Source organism: Plantibacter sp. AC185, from assembly GCF_979258065.1.
The window spans coordinates 3,274,786-3,294,944 of sequence record NZ_OZ409831.1 but is presented as its reverse complement, the minus strand read 5'-3'; the positions used below and the strand labels follow the sequence as shown (position 1 = coordinate 3,294,944).

At 64.2% G+C, this 20,159-nt stretch carries 15 protein-coding genes; 6 read left to right on the top strand and 9 right to left on the bottom strand.

From position 1 onward, the window contains the following. Nucleotides 1-4: 4 nt before the first annotated feature. The 4 genes from ACZZZB_RS15415 (at nt 5) to kduI (ending at nt 4,147) form a co-directional block, all read left to right on the top strand. Nucleotides 5-1,096, top strand: a complete 1,092-nt coding sequence (locus ACZZZB_RS15415) for a LacI family DNA-binding transcriptional regulator (RefSeq protein WP_079003078.1) — start codon at nt 5-7, stop codon at nt 1,094-1,096. 229 nt (nt 1,097-1,325) lie between these two features. Next, nucleotides 1,326-2,507 carry a glycoside hydrolase family 88 protein gene (locus tag ACZZZB_RS15410; RefSeq protein WP_079003079.1) on the top strand — a complete coding sequence of 394 codons (1,182 nt, stop codon included), beginning with the start codon at nt 1,326-1,328 and terminating at the stop codon, nt 2,505-2,507. Nucleotides 2,508-2,527: 20 nt separating this feature from the next. Next, the gene (kduD, locus tag ACZZZB_RS15405; protein WP_079004000.1) at nt 2,528-3,286 is read left to right on the top strand and encodes a 2-dehydro-3-deoxy-D-gluconate 5-dehydrogenase KduD; all 759 of its coding nucleotides are present in this window, start codon (nt 2,528-2,530) and stop codon (nt 3,284-3,286) included. Nucleotides 3,287-3,322: 36 nt separating this feature from the next. Further along, on the top strand, nt 3,323-4,147 hold the full coding sequence (kduI, locus tag ACZZZB_RS15400) for a 5-dehydro-4-deoxy-D-glucuronate isomerase (RefSeq protein ID WP_079003080.1): 825 nt from the start codon (nt 3,323-3,325) through the stop codon (nt 4,145-4,147). A 153-nt stretch (nt 4,148-4,300) separates the two neighbouring features. On the opposite strand, the gene ACZZZB_RS15395 is transcribed toward kduI, so the two are convergent. Continuing rightward, nucleotides 4,301-4,858, bottom strand: coding sequence for a TetR/AcrR family transcriptional regulator (locus tag ACZZZB_RS15395; protein WP_463530138.1), 558 nt, complete (start codon nt 4,856-4,858; stop codon nt 4,301-4,303). 146 nt (nt 4,859-5,004) lie between these two features. After that, nucleotides 5,005-8,046 (bottom strand): Ig-like domain-containing protein, encoded by a 3,042-nt coding sequence (locus ACZZZB_RS15390; protein WP_463530137.1) that lies wholly within the window; start codon nt 8,044-8,046, stop codon nt 5,005-5,007. A gap of 360 nt (nt 8,047-8,406) precedes the next feature. Here ACZZZB_RS15390 and ACZZZB_RS15385 point away from each other — a divergent pair, with 360 nt between their 5' ends. Continuing rightward, the gene (locus ACZZZB_RS15385; RefSeq protein WP_463530136.1) at nt 8,407-10,419 is read left to right on the top strand and encodes an SGNH/GDSL hydrolase family protein; all 2,013 of its coding nucleotides are present in this window, start codon (nt 8,407-8,409) and stop codon (nt 10,417-10,419) included. A 546-nt stretch (nt 10,420-10,965) separates the two neighbouring features. Here ACZZZB_RS15385 and ACZZZB_RS15380 read toward each other — a convergent pair. From ACZZZB_RS15380 to ACZZZB_RS15365, 4 genes are all read right to left on the bottom strand, one after another. Then, nucleotides 10,966-12,153 (bottom strand): sensor histidine kinase, encoded by a 1,188-nt coding sequence (locus tag ACZZZB_RS15380; RefSeq protein ID WP_463530135.1) that lies wholly within the window; start codon nt 12,151-12,153, stop codon nt 10,966-10,968. Further along, complete coding sequence (locus ACZZZB_RS15375) at nt 12,153-12,812, bottom strand: response regulator (RefSeq protein ID WP_153303494.1); 660 nt, start codon at nt 12,810-12,812, stop codon at nt 12,153-12,155. Before ACZZZB_RS15375 ends, ACZZZB_RS15380 begins: the two co-directional genes overlap by 1 nt. A 160-nt stretch (nt 12,813-12,972) precedes the next feature. Further along, nucleotides 12,973-16,128, bottom strand: coding sequence for a hypothetical protein (locus tag ACZZZB_RS15370; RefSeq protein WP_463530134.1), 3,156 nt, complete (start codon nt 16,126-16,128; stop codon nt 12,973-12,975). Then, nucleotides 16,125-16,799, bottom strand: coding sequence for a hypothetical protein (locus ACZZZB_RS15365; protein WP_463530133.1), 675 nt, complete (start codon nt 16,797-16,799; stop codon nt 16,125-16,127). Before ACZZZB_RS15365 ends, ACZZZB_RS15370 begins: the two co-directional genes overlap by 4 nt. 165 nt (nt 16,800-16,964) lie before the next feature. Between ACZZZB_RS15365 and ACZZZB_RS15360 the strand changes: the two genes are divergently transcribed. After that, nucleotides 16,965-17,180: a hypothetical protein gene (locus tag ACZZZB_RS15360; protein WP_463530132.1), complete on the top strand. Its 216-nt coding sequence runs from the start codon at nt 16,965-16,967 to the stop codon at nt 17,178-17,180. Nucleotides 17,181-17,217: 37 nt separating this feature from the next. On the opposite strand, the gene ACZZZB_RS15355 is transcribed toward ACZZZB_RS15360, so the two are convergent. From ACZZZB_RS15355 to ACZZZB_RS15345, 3 genes are read right to left on the bottom strand one after another with little or no spacing between them, the layout of a single operon-like run. Beyond that, complete coding sequence (locus tag ACZZZB_RS15355) at nt 17,218-17,736, bottom strand: signal peptidase I (protein ID WP_463530131.1); 519 nt, start codon at nt 17,734-17,736, stop codon at nt 17,218-17,220. A 48-nt stretch (nt 17,737-17,784) separates the two neighbouring features. Continuing rightward, on the bottom strand, nt 17,785-19,509 hold the full coding sequence (locus ACZZZB_RS15350; RefSeq protein ID WP_463530130.1) for an RCC1 domain-containing protein: 1,725 nt from the start codon (nt 19,507-19,509) through the stop codon (nt 17,785-17,787). Next, nucleotides 19,506-20,093, bottom strand: a complete 588-nt coding sequence (locus tag ACZZZB_RS15345; RefSeq protein ID WP_463530129.1) for a hypothetical protein — start codon at nt 20,091-20,093, stop codon at nt 19,506-19,508. The genes ACZZZB_RS15350 and ACZZZB_RS15345 overlap by 4 nt, the downstream gene beginning before the upstream one ends. Nucleotides 20,094-20,159 lie beyond the last annotated feature (66 nt).

Below are 20,159 nucleotides of genomic sequence, written 5' to 3'. Positions count from 1 at the left end.
GCTCATGCTCCGATCGGAGAGACAGAAGTCGATCCTGCGAGAGATCGATCGCCGCGGCGCGGTGGCGGTGACCGATTTCGCCGCGCGCCTCGGTGTTTCGGGGATGACCGTCCGTCGCGACCTTCTCGATCTCGAGCAGGCCGGCCTGATCGTGCGCGTCCACGGCGGCGCCGTGAAACGACACGCGCAGACACACCCGCGGCAGAGCGATTCCGCATTGACGCTCGGCCTGATCGTGCCCTCGGCGACCTATTACTTCCCCGGATTCATCAACGGCGCGAAAGCCGCTGCGGCGGAACAACATGTCCGCTTGGTCCTCGGCGTGACGGATTACGACAAGGACGTGGAACGGCATCAGGTTTCCCGGCTGTGCCAACTCGGTGTCGACGGCCTCATCGTCACTCCGAGCGGAGCGCCAGGAGCCGCCGATGGCGGCGACGAAGCGAACTACCACCTGCTCGCTCAGTCGGGGCTGCCCGTGGTGATCATGGAGCGCGCACTTGACGACAAGACAGCTGCGCTGAACCTCGGAGGCGTGCGAACGGACCATGCACACGGTTCCCGGTCCGCCGTTCGTCATCTCGTCGAACTCGGGCGGAAGAGGATTGCGCTGATCGCGCCCCCGCGCGGGAGCACTTCAGATCCCGTGCACGCGGGATACCGGGCTGCAATCGCAGCGTTGTTGCCGGATTCTCCCCACCTGGAATTCGACCTGCAGGGAACCGTTGGCACCACCGAGCAGCGACGCTCATACGAGTCCATCTTCGACACCTGCGTGGCCGCTGGAGTCGATGCCATGCTCGTGCTTCCCGACGCTGTCGCCATCGCCCTCGCGGATCGCGCCTTGGACGCTGGAATAGCTATTCCGAAAGACCTGTCGATCGTCGCGTACGACGACGAGATCGCGTCAATGGCGGCGATGCCCTTGACCGCGGTATCGCCACCCAAGTTCGATGTCGGAGCAATTGCGGTTCGCACATGCATCGATTTGATCGTCCAGAAAGACAGCATCGGACGTCTCCCTCCCGAAGCGCGCGTGCTCTTGCTACCGACCCTGATCGTCCGCGCGTCGTCCGCGTCGACTAGAGGCACGTGACGCCACATTATGTGTGATTCTGTGCGATCTCGTGCAAATCGAACCGGACAGTGTGCAGACTGAAGCACCATCAGGCGCACGAGCAGGCAGCCTCGACAGAGTCGCAGTCCAATCGCCCGTGTGAAACAGGAGAGGCTCGCAGGTCTCCACAAAAACGTGCTGACACGCACTCGATGCCGCCTCCTTCTGCAACAACGCCCCGTCCTCTCAACTACGAAAGAGCACCTTCATGTCTTCCGCAGCGCCGACATCGACGACGCACACCCGAACGGCTCTCGCCCTCAACGTCGCGCTCGCGACCGTCCGCCGAAACGTTCCCCTCTTCCGCGGGATCTACCCCGCCGACACCACCTCGGCCGGACGCTATCCCCGGCGCCCGGCGGCGACAGGCATCGAGGAGGGCGGGAACTCCGGTTGGACCACGAGCTTCTGGCCTGGAATGCAGTGGCTCGCCTGGGAGGCCACGGATGACGCGGTGTTCCGCGATTCGGCCCATGCCTACACGGTCGACTTCGTCCGTCGGGTTCGCGCAGTCGAAGACCTCGATATGCATGACATCGGCTTCCTGTACAGCCTGTCAACCGTCGCCGACTGGCGACTCACCGGCGATCTCGTCGCTCGAGATGCGTCGCTCCAAGCCGCCGCACTGCTGATGCGCCGTTTCCTGGAGCCCGCTGGGATCATTCAGGCATGGGGCGATCTCAAGGATCCTGCGCAACGGGGGCGTACGATCATCGACAGCTTGATGAACCTCCCGCTCCTCACCTGGGCGGCTGGTGAGACGGGCGACACCCGATTCTCCGATGCCGTCCGACGTCACACCGCACAGCTCCGCGAACACATCATCCGCGAGAACGACTCCACGTTCCACACCTATCAGTGGGACACCGTGACCGGCGTGGCCGTGGGGGGCACGACTGCGCAAGGGGCGCACGATCAGTCTTGTTGGGCGCGTGGCCAAGCCTGGGGTATCTACGGCTTCGCGCTCAATCACCGTGCAACCGGCGACCCACGGGACCTCGCGGCGGCGTGGCGTTGCGCGGAGTATTTCCTCGCCCACCTGCCCACCGATTTGGTGCCCTACTGGGATCTGGACTTCGGAGAGAACGACGGCGCGCCGCGCGACAGTTCAGCAAGCGCAATCGCGATCTGCGGCCTGCTCGAGCTGGCACGCGCCGGCACCGATTCGGTTCGTTCCGCCCGAGCCGATGAGGCCGCACGCGAGCTGCTCGATGCGCTCATCGAGCACTGCACACCAGCGACAGCGGAAGACGCTGACGCCCTGCTACTTCATGGCGTTTACAGCTTCCCGGAGGGTATCGGCATCGACGAGGGAACGCTCTGGGGGGACTATTTCTACCTCGAGGCTCTCGTACGAGTTGCCCGGCCGGATTGGACGACGTACTGGTGAGCGACCGCGAGAACACCGTCATGGATCGGTTCCGCCTCGATGGAAAGGTGGCACTGGTGACAGGAGCCAGTCGAGGCCTCGGACAAGGGGCGGCCGTCGCCCTTGCCCAGGCCGGCGCCGATGTCGCCCTCCTCGATCGCGGTGACGCGTCCGAGACCGCGCGGCTCATCGCCAAGACCGGCCGACGAGTCCATCGCGTTCAACGGGACCTCTCTACTGCGACTCCGGGCCAGCTGTCGGAAGCCGTGGACATCGTCCGCGAGGAGCTCGGAGGACTCGACATCCTCATCAACAATGCCGGAACCATCCGCCGTGCCGACGCATTGCAGTACGGGCAAACGGATTGGGACGAGGTGCTGGCCGTGAACCTCGACTCAGCCTTTCATCTGGCTCAATCGGCTGGACGACATCTGATCTCACAGGGCAGCGGGCGAATCATCAACGTGGCCTCGATGCTGTCCTTCCAAGGCGGGATCAGAGTCCCTGCATACGCCGCCTCCAAGCACGCGCTCGTCGGACTCACCCGAGCGCTCGCGAACGAGTGGGCCACCTCCGGCGTGACGGTCAACGCCGTCGCGCCTGGATACATGGCCACCGACAACACCGCGGAACTCCGAGCTGACGCCGAACGGGACCGGTCCATCCTGGCCCGCATTCCCGCTGGCCGATGGGGCACACCCGCTGACGTGCAGGGCGCATTCGTCTTCCTGGCATCTGATGCGTCCGCGTACGTCAACGGAGCCGTGTTGCCCGTCGACGGCGGATGGCTCGTCCGCTGAGCCCCCTTCCTTCATTCGATTCAGGAGTTCACACACATGGAACAGAGATACGCAACCAACCCGGGTCAGATTCCGAGTTTCACCACGAAGGATCTCCGCGAGCGATACCTCGTTGATGAGATGTTCGTCCCGGGTGCGATCAGGCTCACCTACACGCACCACGATCGCATCGTCTTGGGCGGCGTCGAGCCCGCGGGGAAGGTCATCGAGCTCCCCGGATACCCGGAGATCCGCAGTGAGTACTTCCTCGAACACCGAGAACTCGGCATCATCAACGTCGGCGGAACAGGAACGGTAACCGCCGACGGCGAGCTGTTCACGCTGACGAAGGGGGCTTGTCTCTATCTCGGACGGGGCACTCGCGAAATCATCTTCGCCGATGCGGAGGGAAGTGCACAGTTCTACCTCTTCTCCGCACCGGCGCACATTGCTTATCCGACTGTGCACATCGCTGCGGGCGAGGGCACCGTTCGCGAACTCGGTGACCAGCTGACCTCCAACCGACGCACGCTCCATCAGTACATCCACGAGGGCGGCGTCCAGAGCTGTCAGATAGTCATGGGAGTCACCGAACTTCACCCAGGCTCGATGTGGAACACCATGCCGGCCCACACGCACGATCGTCGCAGCGAATGCTACCTGTACTTCGACGTTCCAGAGGATGCCCGCGTCGTACACCTTCTCGGCGAACGTTCGGAGACCCGACACGTCGTCGTCGCCGATCGCCAGGCGGTCATCTCACCGAGTTGGTCGCTGCACTCGGGTGTCGGCACGTCTGCATACTCCTTCGTCTGGGCGATGGCAGGCGAGAATCAATCATTCGACGACATGGATGCGGCTCCCGTCACGACACTCGAGTGAGCTGCTGACGCGACGGGCAACCGACGTTGGCGAAAACCACCGATCTGATCTGTTTGCACCCGCGGCACCGAGCCAGCGTTCGATGCCGCGGCGCCGTCGAACACCAGCTCGGATCACTCGTCCCAACCTCGTTCCCCGCGTTCGTCGCGGAACTCACGTCAGAGAACGAGCCTGTGCAACGATGGCCGCGCGTCGAGACTGACGGGTTGACCCGGGAACGATCAGCGTGGCCAGATGCGGCAGGCATCCGTCCATGACGGCGAGAGCCACGACGCTCAGCAGCGTCTGCGCCGCATACTCGTCACTGCGTTCCGGCAGGGCGTTGGAGAGCGCGGCGACGAGTTCCGCGCATCCGCGCGCCCGCTGCAGTGCCGATACAGGCTGATCCAGCTCAAGGCTCTCCCAGGCCAGAAGGCGTGCAATGTGGGGACGCACCGAGGTGCGATCATACAGTCGCCCTGCGAGATCGCCCAGCGCGTCAGCTTGTTGACCAGTGATCTCGACGCCATCCATCAGGCCGTCGACCTCGGCCTCGAGCACGGCCCCGAAAAGACCGGCTTTGTCTCCGAAGTACTGGTAGATACGCTCCTTATTGACACCGGCGTCTCTGGCTATCGCGTCGACACGGGCACCGGCCAACCCGGCCGCAGTGAAATGCGTCGTCGCAGCAAGAAGCAGCTTGCGTCGTGTCTCATCCGTGTCCCACGCCATGCGTCCAAGAGTAGTCCAACCAGACGGTTGCATTGATGCTGCATCCGAGATGACACCGTACGGGGCCGCTCGACGACGCCCCGGAAACACGGGGTACTGCGCAGGGCGAAGCGAAGTCTGATGAGGGCGGCCTGGTGATCGACGCGTCACTCTCCTCGCGTACGAGTTCCGCGCCGCCGTATCGCAACGAGGGCCCCTCCGAACGCCAGGAGGAATCCGGCGGACAGGAGGCCTGCGGGCGAGACGGAGAAGCCCGTTCGCGAAAGGGTGCCGCTACGAACAGTCGTCTGGGATTCACCGAGGTCGATCCGCAGCGGCCTGAACTCGACCCGAAGGGACGCCCCACGTTCGGCTCGGGGCAGTGGAACGTTCGCAGTTCCTTCCACGACGATCGCTCGACCGAGCATCTCGACTCCCCGGTAGACGGATGCAACCCCCCAGGGACGGGCGCCCGCAGCGTCGGCAGAGATGCCGGCCTGGTCGACTGTTGCGCTCAGTCGCAGTGTCGAGCCGTCGAGAACTGCAGAGACCTCGGTACGACGAGGACGGACATCGACGACGGTCGAAACCGAGGTGGCGGATTCCACGCCTGGGTCGCCTGCAAATCGAGCAGTGAGCTCGAAATGACCCGTTGGGAGCGCAGCGATCGGAACTGACCAAGCTGCCGCGATCCCGGGCCTCGTCGGGGCCTCGTACGCGTCCGATAGTTCGAGGAGCAGATCGTTGCCACGATACAACGCAGCCTCGCCCGTAACGGGGGCTGACGTGACGTCACTGCTCAGTTCCACCAGGACTGCCCCTGCTGAATCGGCTGTGGGCGTCACGCTTGCGACGGTCAGAGTGAGTTCTGTGCCCCGGAGCGCGTAGTGACCCTCGACGGAGACGCCTCCGGGATCCTTCCAGCGATCCGGATCCCCCTGGAACAATGCCGTCACGAGATTGCTCTCCTGATCGAGGCTGACGTCTTCAAGGACCGCACTGCCGCTCTCCATCGGTGCCCTGCCCAAGAAGAGGCCGTCGTCAAAGAACAACACATCACCGGTGACAGGGGTGGTCGTCGCGAGAGAAGATCCGATGGCGCGTAGATCGACTGCTCCTCCCGGCAGGGCTGCATCGATGCCGACAACGGTCAGAGCAAGAGCGAACTCCTCTGGCGCCACCGTCAGCGTGCGATGTTCGGCCACCGCCCATGCCAGGGAACTCTCTCCTGTGCCGTCGGCTGAGTCCGTGTAGACAGCGTCGATCCGGTAGGTCGCACTTGTCGGAGCTGGTAGCTCGAGGGTGGCTCGACCGTTGACCGGCGTCGCGCTGCCGATCGGTGATCCGTTGAGCATGAAATCGACGATTCCTTCGCTTGTCGGCACACGACCGTGTTCGACATCGACGGCGAGCGTCACGCGGGATCCTGGTGAGACACTCTTCCAGTCCCCTGCCCAGCGCACTTCAGGCTCGGTGTCGGCATCGGTGTTCGTACGATTCCCGGCGCTCGATGCAGCGTCCTGCACCGATGGCGCGTGTTCCACCGCCTGGGCCGCCGCGAGGGGCGTGGACTGAGCAAGCGGTCGGCCCGGCATTTCAGAGAGGGTCGCAACTGGACAGCCGTCGTAGACGGACAACCGAGACCAGGCCTTCTGAGCGAAATCGGCCGGGTTGTACTGGTACGGCATCGAGAGGGTGGGGGCGTGCCATGGGTCACCTGAAAACGATGCCGTGATCTCCTGGGATGGCTGATCGGTGACGTTCAGACGAAGACACCAGACGTTCGGGCCGAGACGTCCAGCGGTCACCTCACCTAATGGCTGGGGAGTGTCGGTTCCCGAGCTGCGCGATGCGAAGCCTATTCGGGGCAGATCAACGTCGACGCTTGCGTCCGCCCATGACGCCAAGCGGACGACGAGCGAGTGTGTGCCATCCGCACCCAGCATCGGCTCGAAGAGGAAACGTGACGACGAGCGACCCGGCACGAGTTCGGTGGTGGCAGTGGACGGCCGATGCAGGCCGGGGGCGTCTGGGGTGAACTCGACTCGTACCGCCACCGGCGACCCGGGTAGTAACTCTTGCGCGAGGTCGAACGCGAATTTCCCCGAGGCAGCAGGCCTGACTTCCGCTCGCTTGCGATCTCCCAGGTAGACGGCGACGGTACCCGCATCGAGTTCCACGTGGGTGCGCATGTCGCCTGTAGCCGGTTTCCTGATCGTCTGCTGCACTTGCCCCCTGAGCACACCGCCATCGGCGTCGCGGATGATGACCTGAGTGTCCCGAAGTTGCTTCCACCTGAGCGTGACGAACGCGGGTCCGGTGTTCGGGGTGATGGCCGGCAACGAGCACGGGTTACCGCACGAGTGAAAAGCCAGATGGCTCGTTCCCGCCCCTCCTCCGGTCGCAGGAACGAGCGATGGAAGGTTGCCGTAGAGGTTCTTCCGATTGCCCTGTGTCCACTCGGAAGCGGTCTGGGCTGAGCCGCCGACTCCGGAGTTGAGTCCGCCTCCACCTCCTCCACCTCCGGTGAGGTGCGAGTACCAGGAAGTACCCGAAGCCTCTCCAGCCTTCGCCTGCATTCCGCTCCTGCAAGCGTCCCGCACCGTGCTGGGACCCCCGGAGCTCCATACGAGGCTGTCCTCGCCGCGCACAGGAGGGGTCAGATCAAGAGAATCGGTGAACATCCCGCTTCGGGTTTGCCTTCCCGATGATCCTCCGCCACCTCCGGCGACGGCGATGACGTTTCGCGGGCTCTGAGCACACACGTCGCTGTCCGTCCGCTGCACGAGCATCGTCGCGTTGCCGCCCGCGGTGCCCGACTCCTCCATGCTCCCGCCCACACCACCCGGGGCGGCGTCCAGCGCGGAAAATGTTCCATCGGTGCCCGCGCCGAACAGCACATCAAGGACCGTGCCCGGCGTCAGGGAGCGAGTCCGGAACGTGAACGTCGCACCTGCACCGCCCGCGGACCCTCGGCCGGGGGCGCCCGCGATCGTCACCTCAACGCCGTCGACGGTTTCCGGCACGGTCCAGCTGCGGTCGATCCACCGTGGATCCAGGGTGAGTTCGAAGGAGTCAGCGCCTGACGATGCCGCTGCTGACGCAGTCTGAGCGGCCGTCGCGCGAGATGGAACCGCCGGACTAGCAACGAGACTGCCCACCAGTGCCGCGATCCCAACAAGAACAACCGTTCGAGCTGCACGTGCCATAGACACCCCCTTGATCGAACGCTGAATGAGCCGTTCCGGCCCAGGATCCGACCGTAGGCTCAGCCAAGCCTCGTCGACCAGGACAAACCCCACACCTCCAGCGTCGGACGCGAGGAATCACTTGCTCCAGATTCAGATGTCGCCCGCCAGGACGAAGGACCGCTCATGCGACCGTCGTCCGACCAGGTGGTAACACGCGTCCGTCGATTCCCACGCGAGGACGCGACAACCAGCATGGCGACAGGATTCGTCCGAGTCCATGCACGCCGCGGGGGTTCGCTGAGCCGCACCAAGGTGGGCATCCAGCGAAAGGAATAGTTGTTGTCCCTCAAAGATGTTGCGAGGAGCGCTCTTCTCGTCATGACGACCGGTGCAGTCGTGCTCGGCACAGGCACAGTGTCGAACGCGGCAGAACCCGTCACACCCGACCTGCCATACAATGTGGTCCAGCTCGGTGATTCCTACTCGGCAGGGAATGGAGCCGGCCGCTACTGGGGTGATCCGGAGGCGCGGTTGAGTCACAACAACTACGCCGAGGTCTACACGGACTGGCTCAACACTCAGCCGCAGATCAACGCGCGCTACTCGAGCTATGCGCACAGCGGGGCGGAGACCTCGGACATGCTCGACAAACAGATCCCGCGCGTCGACAGCGAAGCCGATCTCGTCATGTTCACGATCGGTGGCAACGACGTTGGGTTCCAGGACATCATCAAGTACTGCTTCGCCCTCGGATACCGGTCTGCTGGGGATTGCCGCGCAAAGGTGGACTCCGCACGCGCAGCAATACCCGCCGTCGAAGAGCAGCTCACCGTGATCCTGCAGCGGCTCTCGGAGCGTATGAAGCCGAATGCAGAGATCATGCTGGTCGGATACCCGCAGCTGAGCACCGCCGCTCCGCACAATCTCTGCGACTACGTCGTGCTCTGCTGGGGGGGCTACTCGTATGACGCCTCGAAGGGAGTCCGCCAACTGGGATCGGCCGCCGCAGACATGCAGCAGCGGGTCGTCGACGCATGGAACCGGACCAACCCGTCGAACCCGGTCATCTACGCTTCCGGGGTCGCTCGCGCATTCGAGGGGCACGAGCCGGAGCCTGACACGATGCTGCGAAACAACTACCAGTGGATCAACGGCTTGCTCGCGAAGGAGACACGGGTCGTGCATCCCAGCGGCCGAACGGACTACAGCGCCAGCACCGACAAGATGAACTGGTACCACCCCGGGATTGTCGGTCACGCCCAAGTGGCGAGCGTCATTCAGACCCAGATCGGGCTGACGCCTCGAGCCCGAGCGATCCAGGCGAGTAACGCCGGGGCTCCTGCTCTCCGCGCACCGTCGGGGATCGCTCGCAGTGTCGCAACGCAACTGGCAAGTCTTGGCTCTGCGCCGAGTGCTGTCGCCGAGGACGGGAGCCCATCAGCTTGGTTGCTCGGACCCCACGTCCAGGCGATGGGGACCACCATCCGGTTGGACGCCCGCGGGAGTGTTGCGGGAGATGACGTCATCGCTTCCTACGAGTGGGACATCGACGGCGATGACATCGTCGATCGCACCACCGCAGAACCGGTGGCTGAGTTCCGATTCGACTCGCTCTACGAAGGAGCGGTTTCGGTGCGGGCGACACAAGCCAACGGGAAGTCCTCGACGGCCTCGACGCAGGTCCTCATCTCCGAGGACGGCGACAGCACGCCGAAGGTGTCGGACAACTGCCCTGACGTCGAGAACTACAGTCAGAGCAATGAGGACGGCGATGCGTTCGGAGACGAGTGTGACCCCACTCCGGGACATCCGACCGAGGATCTGCCTGGCGTGTACGCCGTGACAGCTGCAGGCGTGACCACTCGCTCCGGGACAGACACCGCACCGACGACATTCGAACCGTCCAGCTCTAAGGGTGCCTCACTGTCGGTGACGAAGACGTCGGCGCGCCCCGGCGACACCGTGCAGTTCGAGCTTTCGGGCTTCACCGCCGGCGACGAGGCTCAGCTTGTCTGGGGCACCGACGGCACCAACGTCATCGGTAGGGTCGTCATCGGTCCTGACGGTTCCCAGAGTGGGAGCATCGTCATCCCTGCGAGCGCCCCTGCTCGCGCTCATGCACTTGTCGCTGTCGCACCAGCAACGTTCGCCGCAATCGAACTGACGGTTCTCGAGCCGACCTCGTCCGCCTCCGGCACGCCGTCGGGCGGCAGCGGTCCTGGAGTGGCGGCCGCGCCGAAGCCTGCGCCTCGTGGAGCGGATGGCCTCGCCGCGACCGGCTTCGACGGAGCGTTGAGCACGACTCTCGTGTCCGGGAGCGCGATCGCGATCGTCCTTGGTGCGCTCTTCGTCCTCATGGTCAGGTCGAAGCGAAGGGCCGACCGAAAGTAACCCCATTCCGATCACAGCTCGGACGGAGCACGAGCCTTTGCTCGGGCTCCGTCCGAGTCGTTTCGCTCCGGTTCTCGCGTCAAACGGCCAGAGCACCTTCGCGTGGTACTACCTGGTCTGCTCCCGATCTGCACCGTTGCTGGGTGCCGTCGCACGGAGGACCATCATCGCGATCGACGTCTCTGCGTGTCGGAGACTGGTTTCCGACATGCGTGGAACCTCTCGGGAGGGTTTCGAACGGATTGGTCGGGGTCCAGAATCGATTCACGGCGGCGCGGGACAACCGCGGCTCGGTGGATCGAGTTGCTGGTGCGGTGCATTCGGAGCCGCATCAGTCCGCTCGGCGTAGGCTCATCGGCCACCCGTGGCCTGTGCGCCACGGGCCTGGATCGTCCCTCGGGGCTGAGACGATCTCGAAGCCGGTGACGCACGCGCCGGCGGAGAGGGCACGGGTCGACCGTGTCCTCTCCGCGGCAACCTCTTGAGTCTCGTCTAGCACGGTGTTCCGAGCAAGGTTTCCCTCCTGACCGCGTCACCAAGCACCGACTAACCGGGTGGCGGCTCGGACAGAAGCTGTGTGGAGGTCAGCGGAATGCGTGCCCACAACCGCGCGCCTCCAGCCGGGGCTTCACCGAGCTCGATCTCACCCCCATGAGCGCGGATCCGATCTCGGAGCACCTGCAGGCCACGGTCAGGGCCCGGCATGCTCGGCATACCGGTGCCGGCGTCGTCGAAGACGATCGAGATCGCGGAAGGAGGATCCCCGTCGAGTCCCACCGTGAGGTCGACGTGGCGTGCAGCACCGTGCTTCAGTGCGTTCGTCAGTCCTTCCTGCACGATGTCGACGACGAGAGTCCTGATGCCACTATCGAGCTGCGGTTGCTCGAGCCGCTCGATCTCTTCGAGCTTCGGCTCGATCGCAACGGTGAAGCTCACGTGTGACGGCAGCCGGTCGAGCATTAGGCGTATCGCACTCGGCGCCCCGAGGTCGAGCCCTGCGGGCCTGGAGTACTCAGCGACTGCCCGGACGTCCCGTTCACGCAAGAGTTCCAGGTCACGGGCGACGGCAGACAGCCCCTCGACAAGGGACGGCGCGGATTCGCCGGCCACGGCCACGCGACGCAGCTGCGCCACTTTCCACTCGATGAAGAGGATGGACTGCTGGAGAGAGCCGTGCAGGCGTCGGCGAATCTCTGCGCGAACCTCTTCTTCCTTGCGAACTCCTGCCTCCAAAGCTTCAGCCGCCCGAAATCGTGCTTCGAGCTCTGAACGTTCCCTGATACGGGTGCGAACGCCGACATCGACGCTCAGCAGCCCGACCGCTGCGAGCATCATCAGGAGGAGCGCGACGAAGAGCTGCCGGAGGAACGACGAGGCCAGGTTCGGAGGCTCTCCGAAGAACTGCATGACGACACGAACCGCGCTCACGAGCAAGATCACTTCTCCGATGATCCGCGCGCGTTCGATGCGCCCTCGGAAGACCGGATTCCGCCACCGATAGGCAGCCGCGACGACGAACATGCAGACGAGATCCATCAGAAAGTCAGTGACGATCGTCCGTTGTGCGCCGAGATCGAGGTGCGGCGCCCACGTGAATGCGACGCGCAGCAGTCCGAGCCAGGTGAGAGCGATCGCCTGCCCCACGACAAACCGTCGACCATCATCAGGGACGTATTCGTCGCGTGAGACCAGTGGGTTCGGCAGGGGCTTGAACCCCAGGAGGCGGCTGGGCATCAGATCGTCCTCGACGTTTCACGCAGGAATGCGATCGTGGCCGATACACGTGGGTTCACATTGCCGTCATTGGAGATCTTGAGCACGTCGTAGATCCCCTTCAAGTGACCTTCCACGGATCGCACCGAGAGAGCCAAGCGATCCGCGGTCGCCTGATTCGAGTACCCCTGGCTGACGAGCTTCAACACCTCGAACTGACGCGCCGTCAAACCCGCCAGACCGGAGCCAAGCCTCGCAGTCGACTTGTCGACCAATGCTGGATCAAGGATCGTGTTTCCTTGAGCAGTGCCCCAAAGCACCCGGATCAGCGTCTCCGCGTTCATCGACGACAGCTTCGACAGGTAACTCCACCCCGCGGAGATGTCCTCGGGCAAGCTCAGGACGAGATCCATGACATCGTGGCTGGAAAGCAGCAGTATCCCGAGCTCGGGGTCGCGGCGACGCAACGAGACACCCAGCGCCACACCGTTTCCGTCCGCGAGCTCGACGTCCATGATGACGACATCGGCTGTGCCTGGAAGAATCTTCCGGCGTGCTTCCGCAGCGCCGCTTGCCGCCGCGACCACCGTAGTCGTCGGATGTGCGTTCACAACGGCTGCCAGCATCGCGAGATACAGCTCTTGGTCCTCGACGATTGCGACTCTCAAGGCGGAAACCAAGGGCACTCCATACTCGAAGGAAACCGGCTACAGGCTGCGCGCACGCACCGAAGCGGTGCCGCTCCACACCGAACTGTAATCGAACCTCAGTACTTTCCTCAGGATGGCGCGTGGAATTACCTGCGCGCTTGAAACAGTTCGCTCCGCAGAGGCTTCGCGTCTACCAGGGTGCACGCTTGGCCGGCGTACCCGGTGGCTCCTCCTTCGGGTCCAGATCAGCCAGTTCCCAGGTGCGCGTGAACAGGGTGTACTTGCCGGTGAGCGTGAGGAGCTCGAGGTCTGCGAGCGTCCATCGAGCGATCGAGACCTTCAGCCGCCCGGCGAAAGTAAGGAGGAGGTCGAGCGACACCTCCACCTGGACTGCAGAGCCAACATTCTTGATGGAGCCGCTGATCGATGCTTGCCCGGCCACTGAGAACTCGGGACCGGCGAAGCCATAGATCTTCGAGGTCACCGACACCTCCGGACCGATCGCGAAGTCGCCGGAGAGTTTGAACTCGACGTCGCTGAGCTTCTCGGGCTTGAACGGAGAGCTCGTTATCTTGGGAGCCTTCGACAGGGAGCGGCTTCCCGCTCCCGACGAGTAGGTGAAGCCGGCTACGTCCTCACGGGTGATCCCGATCGAAGGGATCGACACAGCCGCTTGCCACCGCATAGACACTTTGAACGCGACATCCACGGAGTTCAGAATGACGACCGGCACCGGTCCGACGGGGACGGTGAACGCCGGGAGCTTGAATCCGGCGACCTTGTTGCGGATGGCGTGCTCGAGTGACGAAGCGATGAACACCATCACGCTCGCTTCGGCCTTGATCTTGGTCCTGACCTTGACCGTGAGCTCGTCGACCACCACCGATGTGGAGAACCAAGCGAAGGTGAAGTGGGTACGCAGTACAAACGTGAGTTCGAAACCGACCTGTGCTGCTGCCGACAGCACGAGCCCCGTCTCCTGAGTGCGCGTCATCTCGCGGAATTGGCTCTGGAGGAGCGCTTTCGGGTCTCCAGCGGCTTTCGAGAGATCCGAAAGCCTCGGGGATTTCGTCTCGGTGTCGTACACGGCTTTGACATGGAGGCGAGATGACAGCGAGATGCCGAAGTCCCCCGGTTCATCGTCCTTACCCGAGCCGTCCGTCATGGCGACAGCGCCTGGGGGTGGAACGCCGTCGACCGAATACGACTTTCCCGCGTCTCGGTGCGCTCCCTGAAGGGCGCCACGACCATCCACCGAGGATTGCGGCTCGGCATCGCTCGGTTCTGAGAGGTCGTCGAGGTCCACGGCCTCGCCGGAGAGTATCGACGAGCTGATTCCTCCTTCGTCGATCTCGTGCTGGAACTCCGTCTCTTCGGGTGCAGTCTCGGGATCGTCGTCGACGAGAATTCCAGCCGGGTCGGTCAGGCTGACCAGCCGCTCCACGTCGGCCTGGTAGAACACGTCCTCGACCCGTGCGGGAACTGTCGTCACAACCCATTCGTCGTAGATCCGGTCCGCCGCTTGCACGATAACGAACACACCGTCAGGCGCTTGCTCGGTGGCCTCAGACACGAGGACATCTCCGGGACTCAGACCCGGATCGCTGGTGAAGGTCACTCGACTCGACGCGACGTCCGCTACAGCCGGCGTCTGGTCCACAACACCGTCGGATCCGGCAATCGACGGTGACGCGCTCGGGGGCCCCAGCGGTGCCGCCACCGGTCCGCCGAGGTCCGTCCGCGCTATCACCACGTCCGGCGCGACCACGGTGTCCGTCTCGTCGACTGCGTCTACCTCGAGACTGATCTCAGCGGTGCTCGTGTGTCCTGCCCGGTCCACCGCGGTCGCCGTGTATCGATGCAGTCCGTCCTCTGGGGCTGAGACCCGATACGCCCAGGTGAGCACGCCCGTCGAGTCGTGCAGAACTTCGGCATTGCCGATCAGACCAGCCGGACCGGATACCTCAACACGGTCGAGGCTCGCCTCGGAGATGTCGACGGTGCCGGACAGTTCGACGGACCCGTTGACGCCGAGATCGACCGATTGGCCGGGTTGGTGTGATCCGATGGTGATCGCGGGCCGTGCCCCCTGGCGCACCGGCGCCTGAGATCCGAGGACCTCGCCAACCGTGAGCACCGACGCAGCGGTCTGCCCCCGCCCAAGCGAAAGCGTGCTCACGCCCCGTCCTTGCAGCGGCGTCACGACCAGCTGCGGCTGGGCTCCCGCCTTCTCGTCCACGATGATCCCTCGCGCCCGCCCGCTGCTCGGCGGCCCGAGGTCGAGCAGCGTCGTCTCGCCGGCCGGTCCTGCGGACACAAGAGCGACAACATGGGTGGCGTCTCGAGGCGAGCCGAGCTGCACTTGCTGCTGCCGCCCGGGAGCATCGCCCAGGTCGATGACCTCACTCTTGGATTCGGACGAAGCCGTGGGCGACAACCCGCCAGAGACGTTCGCGCGCGCGAAGTCCTCGCCTGCGCCGGCAACCCAACCTCGGACGTCCAGTCGGAATGAGCCGCTCCCCTCGGTCAGTCTCGCAGATGTCGCTCCCGTCTCGTCCGGTGTGAGCAGCGTGGTCACCGATGTGGTCCCGGCACCGAGCACGATCGATTGCCCATCGAGCCGGAGCGTCGTCGCTGCGTCAACGGTGGACGTCGCTGTCACGTACACGCCTCGGACGCCATCAGACGGAACCCCTCCTACGCCGACGAGGCCGACAGTCACGGGTTCAGCCGATATCTCGGTTGCTGCGATTCCTCGGCTCGTGTCCGCGCGAGTCACCGGCTCAGGCAAAGCGATCGTTTCCCCAGGAGACGGAAGCCGGTTGTCTCCGAAGACGGCGAGTATTTCGATCCTGGTGTCTGCAGGATGCGTCGACCAGAGGTTGATCCGACCCGACACCACGGGTAGAAGCACGCTCGTGGACGCGGACTGGCCTCTCGCGACGACGAGGACCGGATACCCGGGCTCTTGCGATCCGCCTCCCGAGCGGACGCTGAGTTCGGATTCGGCGGTCAAGACGGCGATGCGAACGAGGATTGCGTTCGGCGTGACGGTCGGATCTCCGGCCCCGAGCATTGCTGACACGTCGATCATCGACGCCGGATCGGTGCCGAGCCGCTCTCCGCGCCCGATCTCGGATTCGACGACCGGCACGACACCCCGAGGTTCCGAGAACGGGAGCCTCTCCCCCACAGCGACTGTGGGTGCCGCAGACGGGGCGTTCGGGTCCGTTGTCGCAGCGAACGCACGCGCTGGCAGGCCGGCGATCGTGCCTGCAGTGAGCACCCCGATCGCAACAAGAAGTCCGATGACCCGCCTCGGTGAGAAGCCCTGCGTCGCCGTCATGATGACACTCGATCCGAACTGACGGTGCGACGCAATCGACGAAGAAGGATTCCGACGCAAAGGAAACCCGCCGCAGCGATCGCGGCAGGTAAGAGGGCGAGTCCGGTGCTCTCCAGCCACCCCGACGGCCGCCCGCGATCGGCAGCTTCATCGGACCCAGCAGCCGGCATGCTGGTGTCGTCGGGCACGTCCGGCACGAACTCGTCGTCAGGCGCACCTGTTCGGGCTGGCGTGATCCGCTCGCGCGTCTCGGCAAGAATGCCACCTGTCGAGGACACCGCGGTCACCGCGAGGTCGGGATTGAGGTTCCGAGAAGGTTGAAGCCGAGCGAGCACTCGAACAGCCACCTCATGAGGATCTGCTGCTTCTCCGAGATCGACTTCGGCATGGAGCCCGAAGGTCGTTTTCACCGGAACCAGCGCCTCCCAGCGACCGGAATCCAAGTGATAGGACATCTCCACGTCCTCTGCGCGGAGGCCTGCTTGTTCGAGATCGATCCAAATGGCGGATGTCTCGTCAGGAAGTTCGAGTGTACTCGACGTCGCTTGGGCGGGAACGGCCGGGAACAACACCGTCCAGGTCATGATCAGGGCACCTACCACCGCTACTCCGGTCGCTATGCGCGTTCGCACGGAAGCGCGGTAGCGCGCTCCAACACCGTGCTGAGCCATGAGCAACTCCTTTCCATGGGACGGCTCGGAGTGTGACTTCGAGCGCGCGGCGCCGACCTTGCGGGTCTGCTCTCGTACGATGCTGTCGCAAAGAGGAGCACCCTGCCCGGTGACCGAGTGGTACCACGCGGCGGCGTCTTGACAGCGTCCGAGGCGCCCGGTCGGATGAGAGTCTCATCGGTCCGCGGCAAGCGGGTTCGTCCCGTCTGGATGGCCGATGGTCGTCCGAATCCAGAAGAGGTGTTCCACGTGTACGTCATCCTGCTGTGCATCTTGATCGGCGTCCTCGTCGTCGTCTTCGTCACCGCGGTGGCCGTGAATCGCGACGAACGGGGCCGACGCAAGACTCGCGGCGATTACGACAGCAGGCTGCCTCGGTAATCGGCCGACGATTCCACGGCGGCACGCTCGGCCCGCATCAGCTTCCTGGAGAAGCTGTCCGACTGCTCCGACGTCGGTCGATCGGCCAGAGATAGACACAGAGGACCGCCACAGCCACCACGGCAAGCCCTCCTATGCCGAGCGGTTCGCGAAGCGACGCGACGACGTAACCGAGATGCGGGACGGCCGCGACGAGCTCTCCCGCCGTGGTCACGCGATACGGCTCCGGGTCCTCGACATCGTTTGCGTCTCCCTGCAACGTGAACATCCATTGATGACCGTCGCGCTCGATCGTCACGACCCGATGCGTCACCAGGCCACGGCCGTCGGTTCGATTCACCGTCACGATCTCACCGATCCCGACATCCGAGGCCGGCACGGTGCGTGTCACGATGAGAGATCCCGTCGACAGCGAAGGCTCCATCGATCCCGAGATGACCACGTGTGACCGCAGGCCGAGCGCGATGCCGAGCAAGAACAGGATGATGGAGAGAGCTCCTATCCCAGCGGCGACCCACAGCGTCGCGGAACGGAGCACTGCCAGGATCGGCCACACGATGCCGCCTTTACCCTGACCATGGCCGGATGCATGTTGTCGTGACATCTATTCCGCTCGGACTCTCGTGGTGCCCGTCGAGACCACCGGGATCGGTGTACCGAACGGGCTCTGTGCGCTGGACGCTGCGTAGTCGTATACGCGGTATCCAGCTACGGCAGCGGTCCGCGGCATGCATCGCGTGAAGTTCCATCCGGCGGCCGTTCCGGCCCCCCAGGCGTACACCTCACCGGACGTCGTCGTCACCCAGGCAGCGCACTGTGTCGCTGCGATGGCTTGGAGAGGTGCCGCTGGCAGCCCCTGGACAGGAGCAGGAAGTGTGACGACCCGCGAAGGGGCATCGGTGGAGCAGACGAGCGGTATGGCTCGCCTGCTCACGTCGTCCCACCCGCCACCAACCGCCTGGCACAGGTTGTTATCGCCCCAGCCGAACGCGCGACCGGTCTTCGTGAGCACGAGAACCGAACTGATGCCGGCCGTGAACCGGTCGACCGAGTCCGTGCTGCCTTCGATCGTCACCGGTGCGGGAGAGAACACGTAGTTGCTGCTGAGCGGCGTGAGACTGGACGTGCGGCCCAAGAAGGTCTTGCCGAAGTACTCGGCCGACACCTGCCACGTGAGCATCGTCCCGTTCTGCAGCAGCAGACGCGGCGCGCGCGCGCTGAAGCCAAGTTGACGGACCGGGCATGGCCCGGAATCAACCTGACCAGTCGCCTTCGTTCCATCACATTCTGGGAGCGTTCTGCTGACCATGTTCGCGACGATGGCTCGATACCGGACGTTCCTGGCCTCTCTCGTTCTCAGCGCATCAGGTGAGAAGGTCGACCCGTCGGCCGCTCGGTAGAGGTGCGGATACGCGGCGAAGAGCGCTTCGTTGGCACCTTGGTTCAAGGTCGGACAGCCCGTGTCGAGTATCAGTGCCGACACCCCGTCGGAGTTGTCATAGCCCCAGGTGTACACCAGACCATTTGTCGCGACGGCACCACTGGAGTTGGTGCCTCCCCACAGGGAGTGCCAAACGACCTCGCCCACGTGATTCGGCATTCCCGCCTTGCATGATCCACGCCCCGGCAGCGCACCGGTCGTATTGGACATCGTCGGCGCCGTCCTACTCGCAACGGAACCGTCTGGAAGAGGTAGGTTTTGCCCTCCGTAACCCCACACCCACAGCTTCCCGGAACCATCCAGCGCAAAGAACTGGTTCTCAGAACGAGCGATATCGACGATTTTCGGCAGGGGAACGGCAGGGTCGGAAGTGGAACTCACCTGTCCAGGGGTGGCTGCGGCCTGGGCGCTGAGTGGTCCACGCCCGATCAGCGAACGTCCAACGTCACCTCCAGGTAAAACCGCACCCCAGGTCCACACCCGCCCGGCGGAATCGAGAGCCGCAAACGAGGTGGTCAGAGCCTGGGCCGAGGTGAAGTCGTCGGTACTCCCTGCAGCATCGACAATGACGACTCCCTCAGGAAACACAACTCTGGTCGGAGGTGCAGAAGCACTCGTCGTCAGTCCTCCGGCCCCGTCACCGGTACCCCGATAGCCAGCGACGAAGAGCTCGCCGAAACGAGAGAGGAACAGGCTCGACCCGAACGACTGGTCATACGAAACCGGCAGCGCAGGTGGTGACTCGGTCCGGAGGCGCGCGGCCGCGTACGTCACATCCACAAATCCAGCAGATGTGCTGGAGACACCGACCAGACCGGTCATCACCGTCATCATTGCGGCCAGGCCGATCAACGCGGCCCGGCGCCGGACGCCAAATTCGACGGTCATAGAGAGCTCCCGGTGATCGTGATCGTGAGACTCAGGGACCCGTGCGCCACAGCGCGCAATTCATCAGTGTTCGGGAGGTGGACATACACGCTCAGGACCACCTGTGACGTGGCCGGCCCGCTCCACACGGCACCTTCGGCGATGGGCTCAGAGATTCTTGGCGATAGCGAGATACTCTGGGAGCGAGGAATCACCGCAGCCGCGAGTCCGTTCACCTCGGGCTCGTCAGGTGATCCGAACACACCAACGGTCTCCCCTCCCGATGCCGATGATGCCGAGAACCGCACGGTGTCGGCTAGAGCACCGTCCGCCACGATCGAGAGACGTATGTTCGCAGCGATCGCGGGGCTGTTGTTGAAGACTCGGATGTCGATTCGAGCGGTCGCTCCCGGAACGAACCGGTCTTCGTTGGCGTAGGACAACGTCGCCCTCTTCGCTCCCACTTGGGTGGCGAAGCCAGATGGCGTGACGAGTCCAAGGGAGAACGTGCCGCTACTGATGGTGTGCATGTCAATGACGGCGCGGTCAGAGAAAGCTGCACGAGCGTTCACGACAGCGATGCAGCTCGAGACGACGAGCAGCATGGAAAGAATGACCGCCACACGAAACCGACTCGGAGACCGGGACGGGACGACCAAGGTCTGGAGCTC